Here is a 13,454-nt window from a genome sequence, read left to right on the forward strand (position 1 = left end):
CCAAATAAATTATTTAACCCACTTAAAAATGAGACAACTTTAAATCAATTCCCAAAATGCTTTATCCCTCATTTTCACAATATTCTTCGCCCCATCAATATAAAGGCTATAATGCTTATCTAATTTCTGAATCGTATCCATCAACCTATCTTGCTCAGCCTTATCATTAACGCTAAACATAGCTTTGATATCTTGCGGCTTAATCTTAGCCACACGGTGAATCACCCAGGTGAGGATATAACTTGAGTAGTCATTTTCACCGGTTTGGAAATGCGTAATATCCTGGGTTGATAGAATCACACCAACGCCATACTCACGCCCTTCTTTTAGAATCTTCCTTAGACTTGGGAAGTTCTGTGACATAAAGTTATCCGCTTCATCCACCAGAATCATCTTGGTTATTTGGCGGAAGTCACCTTGTACTTGTGGTTTACCCTTCTTCTGCATCTGCATATAAAACAGGTCCAGAGTCAGCGCTACGACAAGACTTTGGATCTCACCGGGATAACCAGCAAGTTCAATCACCGTTATGCCATCAATCAAGTCATATAAGCTTTGGCATTGCTGATGATCGGTCTCAAATACTTCTAATTCACACAAGCTTTCTAAGGCTGCATAAAGAGAATCAAGCTCAGGCTCGCTACTCAAGAATAACTGCCATACATCTTCGATAGTTGGGGCTGGTTTTGACCAAGTTGTTGGATCGGATTTATGAATACCTGCGAGCTCATAGGCATCACTAATTAGCTGGCGCAACTTGAGCTGCTGTTTCTGACCAAGATTAAATGCCCTACCCACAGTCTCAGAGAACCCTCGAGCAGTGTGAACAGGCAGCATCGGTGTATCACCAAACAGACTAAGCGGATTGTAAGGCAAGTGGAATAACTTAAACTTCTTGGCACCCGCGGCTTGTTGGAACTCGTCATCAACATAATCAGATTTATAATCGAATATGAGCATACCAATTGGTTGCCCATCCACGTTGTTTGACTGATTACGATATAACTGTGTAATTGCCGATTTGGTAAACTGCGTTTTCCCGGTCCCCATGGTGCCAATAATACCGGTGTTGGTATTCATAAATTTGGCCGTATTGGTTGGCTCCCAGATCAGAGGCTGATCATTTAACGTATTATGTCCAAACAATACTTTAAGGTTATCCGAGACAGTTTCTTTTGGTATATAACTACCATGCAAATTCGGTTCAGCAACTTTAGGAAGTTCAATTTCCTCTTGAGGTAAAACATTCGACTCAAGACCTTTACTACCGCTGACGGTTTCAGTTTCAGGTAAGTTAGCCTCGTCAGTAGCTCTTAGCAGATATTGCTCTGGCACTTTGCAGATTTGGCTAATCGATTGACCCTGTAGCAACTGCTGCAGTGGCGTTGTCACTAATGTATCCAACAATGACATTGGCAGATCAATCCGCAAGATGTCATCTTGTACAGTGTAATTAGTATCCAAACACGCGGCCGATTCCAAATGACTGACAACAAACCCTTGTGGGTAGTTGTTTAATTCTCCCAATTGAAAATGACCAGTTAACCATTGCTCTTTCTCTGCAAGTAGTCGATCAAAGTAACCCTTGCTAAATACCTCGTATAACCGATATTTATCTACCTGCATCAATATCTGGCGTATAAACAAGCTACGATAGAGTTGAGGAACAATCCCTGAACCACCTAAAATGTCTTCTCGCAGATATCGACCTAACTCTTTTGCTTGCTCAATTGCTTTAGCGTAGTTGGGAATAGCTCCGGTTTTAACTTCTAAAGGCAATAGATACATGGTTTGGTCTTTTAACCCAACCATCAGCACATCATCAGAAATCGCACCTTGGCGGTAACCATTCACCTTACGGGAGAACTCACTGTCTGACATTTTCAGACCTAAGTTGCCTGAGACACGGATCATCTCAGCAACAGAAAGGGGTACCCATGTTATATCTGATTGGCTCAGCATACTGGTGACAAATTTATAAGCACCGATGATTCCACGGCGCTCTTTTCTCAGCCTTTCAAATTGCTCAACGGACTTATGACCGTTAGTAGGCGCACTGATCATTTTGAGCAACCAATCGCCATTGAAGGCATTGAACTCATCAACAAAACCGCCGTTTTGCTGAGACAGCACTTTCTCAAACAGATGTCGCTGTGCCGTAACAGTTATCGCATCGTAGCTAGACGATGTGGTGTATTGATCAGAATAATGGATTAGCACCACATCTTCATTACTGTGGAAGAAATCCAAGGTCACTTTGGGATCAATAATCGTGGTCCAGATTGAACTATCGTATGAATGCTTTAATAATGCTCGGAAGTCTTCACTCACTGCCAGAGAAACTGCATTTTTCCCATGATATTGAACATTTTTACCAAGTGCGGGTTTAATCAATGAACCGATTAATTTTGCAACTTTAAGATGTGGTTTATCACTGTATTCGACTTGCTTTAGACCGAAGCCCGTATAATAGGAGCCTTGCCTACTTTGTGACGCTTCGCCAGACAGAAGACCACCAGCAGCCACACCAGATTCCATGGTATCGATGTCGACCTCAGTACAATCCACTTTACTATTGTTACGGAAAAACGTGAGATGTGAATACGCTTGGCCCGATTGATCGATTTGCTTATTGGTAAACTTGCTATAAGTTAAACGCGTCCGCAGAAGGTCAATAACGGTATCCGCGACCTCACGAACTTTTCCTTTATCCAAGTCTAACCACTGTTTGAGTTCGTCATAGTTAACCGTTTCTGCAAACTGATCGAACGCGTTGAACTGTAACTCTTGATCATAAAGATTAACGTGAATGGATGAAGCTTCATCCAAGTTCGCTTTCATATAATCGACAATGCCAAGAAAGAACTCTTCACCTTTTTCTAGGTTCACAGCATTAACTATTAAGCTGTTGTTCTCATCTTCAAACAGCTGGCTAAATGCCGATTGAAACTCATCAATTTTTTCATTAACGAGCTTACGGATAAAATCGTAGGTACTTTTTTCTTGCGGTACGTTTCGGATCCAAAAGGCATTCTCTTTTACCTGTTGATTATAAGCATACTCAAACTTTGGATGATAACTAAACGGTAGCAGACCAGCCGGAGCTAATCGCTCAAGAGTCACTAACGGAATATTGGTAAAAGTGTCATTCTCATCAGATTGGATCTGTTTTTTCAAGTTAGAAAAATACGCTAAAACTAAGGGGTGATAAGGCGAAAAAAACTCATCACTATCTAAACATACTCTTCCTATGTTAATAACTTTCTTCTCTTCATCAGAGAGAGGACCATCAGGTGAGATATTTTCATAATATTGAATACAGGCGTCTATAACACGCTCGACAATAGCCGAAAACGTTTTGCCCCAGGATACCAGAGAAGGTGTTGTTCTTTTCTCTCTTAAATAAGAAAACAACTCGCTGTAACCCAAGTAAACCGCAGGTGCATATTCACGAATATCTTCAAGCTTAAGAACCTGGTCGTTGTTAATAAACAATAGTGATTCGCTTGCCATCTGATGTTCTATCTTGAGTAACTGTAGACGAGTTGCGGTTATGGTAAACTCACTATTATCCAGTGAAACTTTGCCTTTACCTGATAAAAACTCACCATTGTATTCGTCGTCAAACAGCTTGTAATAACGGCCTTTGTTAAGTAAGAGTGGCAAAGGTAAAGAGTCGACCGCTAAACTACCTTCGACACGAATATCGAGTTGGTGTTCGCCTGATTCAATTGAAAATTCAATCTCATCTGACTCTCCTGCTAACGCATCGAAATCCACAATACCAAATGCGGTCATATCTATAATCGATTTAGTATCCTGCAAATGATATGAGTGTGGGATATCAGGATTAATTCGCAATACATTTTCATCCATGTTGAGCTTGATTCGTTCCTTTTTCGGCTCAAGAGTAAAAATGTTTCTTATCGGCTCGATATAAAACATTCCCTTCGGCACGAGTAAGCAACTGAATTTATAACTTTCCGCTGTATTGTCCCGTTTCAATACAATGGAGAAATACGTTGGTATACCAGAGAATGTCGCTTTCAAAGTTGCAAAAGCGCTTTTAAATGAATTACGAACAATCCACTCTTCTCTTTGATTAAAAAGTTTCGCTGGTTGAATTTTTAACTGTTGCTTATCTAAATCACTGGTACCTTCGAAAGACAATTTTAGCTCAAATTCACTTTGTTCCGGGTCAAGTTCAACGATGAGATGTCTATCACGCATACCGGCTTTGGACTCAGCTCGGTTTCTTGCTGTTACTTCACCACCTGACAGCTCTTCTTTTTTCAGCACCAACTGAGCTTTAGTATTGTTCTTTTTCTCTTGCAGTAGAGTTTCTAGCTCTAATGAACGCCACGTATCAGGCTCAGCATCGATAAAATGTTTTCGTACAAACTTTTCACTAAACGCTTTTAAGTGTTCAATCAAATCATCACTGAAGTTCTCGACTTCAAATGCAATCTCTTGATACAACTGACGATTTATCTCTAATCGACCTTGAATCTGCTTTTTGTTTTGGCCCATTTTAGTAATTAACGGGTCATCAAACATATCCAATTCGTGGAAGAGCAAATTGCCATCTTCTACTGCATTGAATAGGGCTTCAAAACCAAACATGGTCGCCCCATCTTCTAAAATATTTTCGAATTGATTTTCAAGCAAACATTCCGAAACATCTCGGTTTTTATCGTCCTTAACAACAAGTTGCTTAATAGCATCACAAATAAGCCCTGGACTCCAAACCTGACCTTCACTCGCCAAATTATCGGCAGAGTTAATAAGTGTGTCCAACAAGCTATTATGGATAACGACCAGTGAACAACCATGAAAAACGCCGTCTTGACCTGCGATAGCATCTCGAAGGTGTGAAATGTAATTTTCTGTAAACGTTCCGTCCTCACCCTCACCATGTAAAACTGGGATGACTTTACTCTGCCCTGTTTCAATAAACGCGAGTTCAATATTTTGTTCTGTCACCAAATGTCCGGAGGCTAATTCAATCATTGCGTTGTGCAAACGTTGACTATTATCGCTGTCAGGTGATTTAAAATGATATCGAAATCCGGCAGGAATGCCTCGCTTAGACCATTGACTAAATTGTTTAGCAAGGAAACGTTCAAATTGTTTTTCGGACATATACCGCATCTCCACTATCACTCATTTTTTCAACGTTACCAATTCGCTCAAAAAACTTTATCAATTCAATTTCAGTTTGTTTATCGAGGTAAATACCACGCTTACGGAATTCAACAATTAATTCTTGAAAACGCAGTTTGTCTTTTTCACCAATTGAGATATTAGCTAAAAGAAGCAGATAATCTTGGTTTAGAACTAACACTCGGCCAGCACGTCCACGCCTTTGCACAAAATCACTAGCTAAATACTGTTCGACTTCACCAACATACTTTTTGTTGATAGCGGGCCGCTCTGTTGAAGTATCTTCAAATTGGGCGATTGCTAGGTTTAATATTTGTTCTAACCAATCCAAAGAGTCTCCACTGTCAGGAAGATTGTTTGGAAGATTACGATTTGATTTAAAAGCTTTGGCAAACAACTCAAGTCGTTCTTTCGTTGTTTGGTTTTTGTTGCGTTCGATTCTTGATGCTAATTCCCAAAGAGGGATTTTTTTTCCTTTTTCAAGGGAATTGGTATCTGGTTGCAACATTTCCAACATGGATAAGTAAGGAAACAATCTATAGCAACTTTTCTCGAATAGCTTATACCCATGATTTCGTACATGTACCCTTTCTTGGCTAGCTTTTTCATGGTCCATGATGAAGTAAAGAGGCTTATGAGTTGGCTCTTCACAGCGGCGCCAATCTGTTAATGAAAGTGCAAGTTGGGAAACATAAACAAAACCATAAATATTAAGAAATGGCTTAATCTGAGAGAGCAAATATTTAGGATGCTGAGAAAGAAACTGTAAATCTTGTCTAAAGGACTGAGATAAAAATGGCAGATAAGGCTTCTCTTTCGCGATATAAGACCTCTCTTTAGCTTCCCCCATTTTATCATTCAGTGTGGATAAGATCTCATGTTCTAAAAAGTTTAGTTTAGTGTCGAACTCTTTAATACGCAGTTCTTGTAACAAGCTAATGTATAATGATGCAAAACGGTCATTTGTTTTATTGTTGCTATGAGATTTTTGCCCTTTGAACAGTAAAGTTTCGGGGCTGATATTAAACAGAGCCTCTGTTTCAAAGTACATCTTATCCAAAACTGACCAAAAACGGGCATCATCTAATTTAGCCTCAAATCTACCTTTACAGTCATTTCGAAAATCATCATAACTGTAACCTTCAACTTTTTTCCTTAGTAACGCGCTAAGGACCATCCCGACTACAATATCTGATTCAAAATCATTTCCCTTGGTTCGAATAGATAAGAAGCTATTTAATGTGTTTTTGTTTGCAACATCTTGACTGGTCACCGCAAGATCCGATTTAAACGGTAAAGCAAAATCATTCATATCTAAATCCCACTGACTTCAAAATAATCACTATCTTGTTTAACAACTTTAAACTTCATCTGATCAGAAAAAACATGAAGTACGTGGTTGTTGTTGGCTGTACTAATGATTTGCTCTATTACATCATCGAGCTGCAAAATAGAGTTTTTATCGTGTTTATTTGGTCGGTAACCATGGTTAATCCCTTCCAAAAGTTGGAAAAGATTAATGTTGATGGGAATAACCTTCAGTTTGTCATCCCCAATTTTTAACCTAGCGTCAAATCCACTGATTCTCGAAATAGGTTGCGTTTGAATTGAATGAAAGTCAGGTTTAATGTCTAACTCCGTTGCAAGACGGTATCCATTGTATTCACTCACAAAATAAGTGCCTTTTTCTAAAAACGGCGCATTTCTATTGCAATAGTTGTGCACAGCTGGAATCAGTGATTCCCTATAAAATTTATTCAGTTCGTTACGAAGATCAGGGGTTCCATCATAGTCTCGATGCAGTAACCATATGTTTGCATACCGATCAACTAATCGGTTATCAAAACTATTGATTAACTGTTGCGAATAGCCATTGGTGAAGCTGTCATCATGCTTAAGTAGATAAATCGCTCTCAAAAATGAACGGGGAGAAGCGATATCTGTAATTCCGAGTTCTGCAAGTTTTCGTTTTAATTCAACATAACCTGAATTCTCGATACCTAGACCAAACTGCAAAATGAATTCGTCTATATCTCGAGTATGCGTAGCACTTGGATCAAAGCTTCTTAGCTGTTCCAAGATTTCATTGTCGATTGCAGTGAAAAGGTTGTCGAACAAATAACCTTTCATGCTCAACATTTGATAAACAAAATCGAGCAACGACCTGGCTGTGAGAAACTGGTCTTTCATCAAACGGGATTTTAACAGCAGCTCAACGATTGTTTTCTGGATAGAGAAATTGCTTAGCAATGCAAAGTTGGTGCACAGCTTGGTCCAACCTGATCGCTCTTTTTCCGCCTCATATAAAACGTAAAACGGATTACTCCAATCAGCTTGTGTCAATTGAATCAAAAATTTCTCAGTGAAATCGGAATGACTAACACCATCGGAAAAGTGGAATTTTGGGTAAGATTCAAAATCAAGATAGGTATGATTTTTCGGTGTTGGTTGCCCTGATAAAAACTGCTTTATCGACGTTTTTATATCATCATGTTCATCAGCCCCCTCTTCAGCATAGTTACCAAGCATACCGGTATTAATACCAATCACTAATGGACGATTGTTAGATTTAAACGCTGTGAATCTATCATCCAGAGCATTGATAGCTGTTTGATTTGGGCTAAAAGAATGGGTCGCATCAAGGTGGAAATCAGTGGTTGTGCGATGCTTCTTACTGTAACGAGTCAATATCTCCGATTTTCCGTCACCGCTACTACCACACAAAAAAATGATTTCTCCACTACGGGATTTTAGCAATGCTTTTTCGAAATCAGCTTCAATATCTGTTTTAATGTAAAGATAACTTTTGTACACAACTAAATCACTGTCGTGCTCAGGGTTTTCGGTACTGACCGCAAACGGAGATGATTTGGATAGTAAGCTTAACGCCTTGATAAATTCCATTATTTAACCTACGTACACAACTGCGCTATGAGCCCATCATGACTCCTATGTTATTTGTCACATATAAAAACATAAATTGTTGGTATTTGGTAGGTTCTATCATTTAAAACATGCTGTCGGGTATGTTATTAATTTAATAAATGTCTAACTAAAAGGTATCTATCACTGCCGGGATAATGTGTGTGTTGAGGGCTTCTTCCACTCGATGAAAGTTGAAGCGATCCAATACGAGCCGATCACAACCCGAGATAAGCCAAACTGTTTTCGAGTACATTGAGGTTGATTATAATCGGACGAGAAGGCACAGTTTTCTTGGGTATTTAAGCTCAGTTAACTTTGAAAAGAAAAATGTCACATAATGAAGTGTCCAGCCGAATTGGAACAGTTCATGCTGCAAGTGACGACGCCACAGAGATTGCAGACGACTGTTCTTGCCATAACATAAGATTAGTATAAAGCTTCCGTAGAGGCTTCATTACAGTTACTGCTCTGAATACTTATCGACATGCCTATTTAAAAAGTGCATTCCAGCAGAGCTTAGGACATAGTGTCTGTCACCACATGGATAGAGAAAGTTACGATCTGCCAAGTAACTTATCGCTTTGTCCCAAGTTTCAATACCGAGAGCCTGGCGAATATCGTTGTAAATCGCTTGTTCTGCAATTTCATCCAAAGCTGCTCGACCTAATCCAATAACCGGTGTCGTTAAATCATCAAGGTCATAACCTTTATCTACCCAGTAGCGAGCGATAATCAACAGTATTGCCTGAATTTTAGTGGCATTGACGTCCGCGTCTTCTTCATCATCACTGCGGCTGATATAGAAAAATTCACCTTCAACGTTGAAGTTCAAAGTATAACCAATATGTAAATACAACTGGGTGAAGTGCTCGAGATGGTTATAGAGCTCGGTATACAGAGGGCTATCTAAGAACTGCTGTTGATAGATATCGTATACCTGCTTAGTAAGCACTCTACCGTTAACAAAAGTGGCATATATCTGCTGGCTTCTCGCCATATTGATTTGTGAAAAAGCCGTTGTCATTGCTTCACTCTCTCTGTTCTTATCTTGCGATATAAATACACCATCTCATCTTGAGATACGCGGTTGCGATAATTGGTGGTATTGATTACGTGACCATCTAGCAAAGCGTCGTTACGCATGACAAAGTTAATGCCTTCTAACAAGTCAACAAACTGATAGCCTTCGAGGTTATCTTTTAATCTACGATGTAACGCCAAGGTAAGATCCTGATACTCAGCCATCTGCATCTGCTTTATCAGCTCATATATTTTCTCAGCGCGCAGCAGGCGTAACTGGGTTGAATTATCTTTTAAGCTTACCAGTTCCACGTATCGATTCTGCTGCAGTAAGTTCTGATCAGCCACTCTGGCTTCGATATCACTAACGACGTTATTCAGATAGGCTTCCGAACTACTAATGCGTAACACTTTTGGTCTTGCTTGCTGCATCAAACCTAAAAATGCACCGTTGTTACGGGCGAATTCTCCATCAATCAAACTTCGTTTAAGATTTTGACGAGTAGCATCTAACGCTTCTGCCAACTCCCCAAACGCAGCTTCAATCGCATTAAACTGCTTAAGGCGCTTTTTAGAACGCGCCAAGAACTGGTCTACTGAATGAGATACCTTACTGATCTGATTATGAAAACTGTTAAAGCTGACTTCATACCTCAGCATCGCCATCGCTCGTTGGTGATCCTGATGAAACTCAAACCTCTCTCGTAATTTCTGTAGACATTCAAACAGGTTTGGTCCGTCGTTGAGTCTACTTTTCTCGTCGAGAAACTGTCTTGTCGGTAGAATATGGCGTGAAAGCAGATGAGAAATCTTGCTGATAGATTCTCTCTGAAGAATGGAAAACGTCTGAGGATTATCTGTTTTTGTCGCCAGTTCACTGGCTTCACTCAGTTCCTGATTAATTGCCTGCATTTTAACCAGATTAAGACGGATGTTGTTCAGCAATTCACTGAGACGATGAAACAGCTCATCCATCAGTTCTTTGTAGTCTAAATCGTCATCGCTAAATAACAGTGAGCCTGACTGAATTTGCTTCAACAACAAACGTATGCCGCCCAATTGCGTCTTTAGTGCTACATCTGTCAGATCCTGAAACAGGCTTTTATCAAACAGGCGAAACAAGCCGATGACCGAGCGGTCAAAGATCAACCGACTCTCTCCACCAAACTCATCCTTATCAACTAAGATATGGGCGGAAAGCATGTTATCGGTTGCAAATGCAGCTCGTAATTGCTGACGTTTTTCCCTGCTCTGATCTTTCATATAACGATGTAGCTGAGCAACAAACCTGGATTCACGCACATAGGGCTCGCCGTTCGTATCCATTTCGCGAATAACGTCCCGCATAATGGAATGATGCTCAAGCATGATGGAAAAGGTTGGAATCGTCAGCAGTCTTTGCTCACTCATCGGCATCTCCAAACATATCTAATTGCTCTCTGTCCATTGTGCTGCCCTTAACCACAAAGCTATCTGGCATACCGGTGAAAGCGATAGTCCGAGCAGGATGATACGGTGTAGCCGTTCGCATTGCGTCTAAGCGGAAATGCTGGCCAAATTTGAAAATAATCTCACTAGAAGCAGAATTCGTTGAAGCGCTGAGCACCCGGAAACCTGCTTGTTTAAGGTTTGGAAGTAACCAGTCAAACTGCGAGCTGTCAACCGATGCGCCTTCATCAATGATCAGCGGGAAATGGGTAGTACACGCTTTGTTTCTCAGACGACCCAGTAAGATTTCCACTAGCTTAAGGTTAATCAGCATAATGGTCGACGTTGATTGCGACTTACTTTCCCAACCAGTTTGTCCCTGCTTTTTCACCCGATACGCAATACCAGCCACAATCTGTTCCATGGTCAGTAATGCCGCTTTCCCATCCGGGAAGAACTTCTGGCTAAACGCTTTTAGCCGTTCGATAAACTGATCCGAAGCCTTTTGATCAGAGTGCGTATCTAAATGTTCGATTTCCCCAACTAAGTCGCTAAAGCGAGCTTCAACTTTAATTGTTGCTTCGACCTGAGTTAAATCATTAATCGAGACTCCAGCGAATGCGCGGTTAATACTCTGCTCAAACTGACGCACCATTTCCCGGTTGTTTTTCAACTCATTGATAATGCTATGAATCGAATGCTTATGCTCCACGAAATTTTTACGCAGAATATCAAATTCACCGTCCAATCCCTGATAGCGAGACTGAAGCTGTTCAAACGCATGAATAAGCAGTTCATCATCGACAAACGAACGCATTAGTTGATCATCGTTTTCCAAAACCTGACTGCGTACAAAATCTTGGATTCGGTTAACAATATCCGTTCGCGCGACACGCTTATTCTGTAAGTTATCAATTAACTGATGCAAATTGTCTTCACTCAGTACCAGAGACGGATTTGGCATCACCGAAAACTCATTAGTTGCCAAGCCATTTGCTTGCAATTGAGCTTTTGCTGCAAGTAAGTACTGAGTCAAATTACCAAGCTGAGTTTTCATCTCACTCACTTTGTCTATCTGCTCTGTGTGTTTTTGTTTTTCCTGAGCTAATAGTTCATTTTGAGTTTCTAATTTCCTCACTAACTCGGATTGTTTGTTTTCTACTTCTTCCAGATCGAGATTGAGAGTTTGTAGCTGTTGTGAATTGCTATTCGAAGCCAAAAGCAATTCTATTTCTGCCTGAGTTCGACTGATTTCCGTTTTTAAAGCAGTCATGTTTTTTACTTGTTCGAAACGACTCTCGTTATCCATAGCCGTGATGTCAGCGACTCTTTTATACTTTCTATCAAGAACAGCGCGCAGCTTAGTTAAACGGCTCTGATCGGATTCCCGTTTATCTATCGATATTGCATCGAGTGTCACTCCAAACAGTTGGTAGCAACGACTGTCATCTGATGTCATCAGTTCAGTAAAAGCATTAATCGCCTGCTCTTCAGAGGAAGACAACGCCCTGCCAAGATTCGATTCCGCAACGTCAATATTCAGAGCCGCCAATTTCAGCCACACAGGTTCGGCTAACTGGTTGAACAATTTAAACTGTTGGTTATCAACCGACGCCTGATAACGCTTTGCCATTGCTTCGAACTTTTCGATGTCTTGCTTCAGTTCCAACAACTCTTGCTGGCGTTGTTCTGCGCTCTCTTTGAGTTCAAGCTCATGCTCTTTTTCCGCCAAATGCTCACGATGACCAGCAATAATAATTTCTAACGTATCGTCTTCATCATACTGATTAATCAGCAACTGCGTTTTTTGCACGAGTTCATCAAGCTTATTTTGCTGACGAAGCAAAGTACGATGTTCACCTTCTAGGCTCTTCTGGGCACTTTCTATTTGACGACATTCGGCAGCACTCACACGGACACGTTTTTCCAGTAACGCCAGTTGGCTCTCTTCAATGCCGAACTCTTTACTTTGCTGATCACATTTGCTTTGCGCCATCATGGTGTATTGCATCAGCTCTTGTTCCGCGTTTTTATTCTTTGTTAACTCTTGATAACTGGCGGAGAGTTTTTCAAATTCAGGACGAAGACTTTCAATATTATTTAACAGACGTTCACGTCGAGCGAGCGTATCGTTGTGCTCAATAAAAGCATCAATATCGAAATTCAGCTCGTCTTTACGCTCTTTTTTCTGGGTTTCAATAATATTCGCAACCGCAACGCGAACGGTATCGGACCCTGTTTTCATATCAAAAAGCAGTCGAACTAAAGCACGGAATGCATCGACATTCGCGTCGTCGGTGGCGCTAAGAGGAAAAAGACAAAAGCGCATCGCATCAACATCAAGCAGTTGATTAGCGTAAATTACGTCCTTAATCGCTGAAGAACGAACTAAGGTTTTAAAGTACTTATCTTCTCTCTTTAGGAACTCTTGTACTTTTGTCGGGCTTAAACCATCGACTCGACCACCAATACCATCTTCCCCTGCGTTTGCATCCCAGAACAGATGGCGTATTTGCTCGTAGCGAAGAGACGTAAACATACGACGATAATCGAGCTTATCGGTATTCCCCCGGTATAAAATCTGACAGTGAGGTAAAATACCTCCCAAATAATTATCGCATTCAAGGATCAAAAAACTGCTGTTGCTTGGGACATAGTGTTCATAACTTTCATCGTCAGAGAAAAATTTTCCCTCTTTATCGGAAAAACCAAACTTTTTAGAGGAATGTTTAAAGTTTTCTTCCGGTAGTAAAAACAGGCGAATCGCATTGAGAAGTGATGTTTTGCCGATATTTCCTCCACCTATCAATATCCCACCTTCTCTAAGGTCAATTTCAGCGATAGCAACACCTGCTGAGTCGACGGCAACTAAACGGGAAATACTGATAAGCAAATTGTCGACGGCGTGATTATCCATT

At 40.6% G+C, this 13,454-nt stretch carries 6 protein-coding genes and 1 pseudogene; 1 reads left to right on the plus strand and 6 read right to left on the minus strand.

All coding sequences use genetic code 11. The features are described 5' to 3' along the window. Positions 1 to 39: 39 nt before the first annotated feature. Genes dptH through dptF form a run of 3 tightly spaced genes read right to left on the minus strand, consistent with a single transcriptional unit; the run spans position 40 to position 8,067 of the window. Positions 40 to 5,142, minus strand: a complete 5,103-nt coding sequence (gene dptH, locus ACK5MF_RS01505) for a DNA phosphorothioation-dependent restriction protein DptH (protein WP_416918687.1) — start codon at positions 5,140 to 5,142, stop codon at positions 40 to 42. Next, on the minus strand, positions 5,123 to 6,475 hold the full coding sequence (gene dptG / locus ACK5MF_RS01510) for a DNA phosphorothioation-dependent restriction protein DptG (RefSeq protein ID WP_416918689.1): 1,353 nt from the start codon (positions 6,473 to 6,475) through the stop codon (positions 5,123 to 5,125). The genes dptH and dptG overlap by 20 nt, the downstream gene beginning before the upstream one ends. Before the next feature lie 2 nt (positions 6,476 to 6,477). Continuing rightward, positions 6,478 to 8,067, minus strand: a complete 1,590-nt coding sequence (dptF, locus tag ACK5MF_RS01515; protein ID WP_416918691.1) for a DNA phosphorothioation-dependent restriction protein DptF — start codon at positions 8,065 to 8,067, stop codon at positions 6,478 to 6,480. Positions 8,068 to 8,230: 163 nt separating this feature from the next. Here dptF and ACK5MF_RS01520 point away from each other — a divergent pair. Continuing rightward, positions 8,231 to 8,426, plus strand: a pseudogene (locus ACK5MF_RS01520) (IS3 family transposase); the annotation flags it as partial. A 122-nt stretch (positions 8,427 to 8,548) separates the two neighbouring features. On the opposite strand, the gene ACK5MF_RS01525 reads toward ACK5MF_RS01520, so the two are convergent. Genes ACK5MF_RS01525 through ACK5MF_RS01535 form a run of 3 tightly spaced genes read right to left on the minus strand, consistent with a single transcriptional unit; the run spans position 8,549 to position 13,453 of the window. Next, complete coding sequence (locus ACK5MF_RS01525) at positions 8,549 to 9,112, minus strand: condensin complex protein MksE (RefSeq protein WP_416918693.1); 564 nt, start codon at positions 9,110 to 9,112, stop codon at positions 8,549 to 8,551. Beyond that, entirely contained in the window at positions 9,109 to 10,518 is a 1,410-nt protein-coding gene (locus ACK5MF_RS01530; RefSeq protein WP_416918695.1) for a hypothetical protein, read from the minus strand. Before ACK5MF_RS01530 ends, ACK5MF_RS01525 begins: the two co-directional genes overlap by 4 nt. Continuing rightward, entirely contained in the window at positions 10,511 to 13,453 is a 2,943-nt protein-coding gene (locus ACK5MF_RS01535; protein ID WP_416918697.1) for a hypothetical protein, read from the minus strand. Before ACK5MF_RS01535 ends, ACK5MF_RS01530 begins: the two co-directional genes overlap by 8 nt. Position 13,454 lies beyond the last annotated feature (1 nt).

Source organism: Vibrio sp. (genome assembly GCF_047973365.1).
Classification (GTDB): Bacteria; Pseudomonadota; Gammaproteobacteria; order Enterobacterales; family Vibrionaceae; genus Vibrio.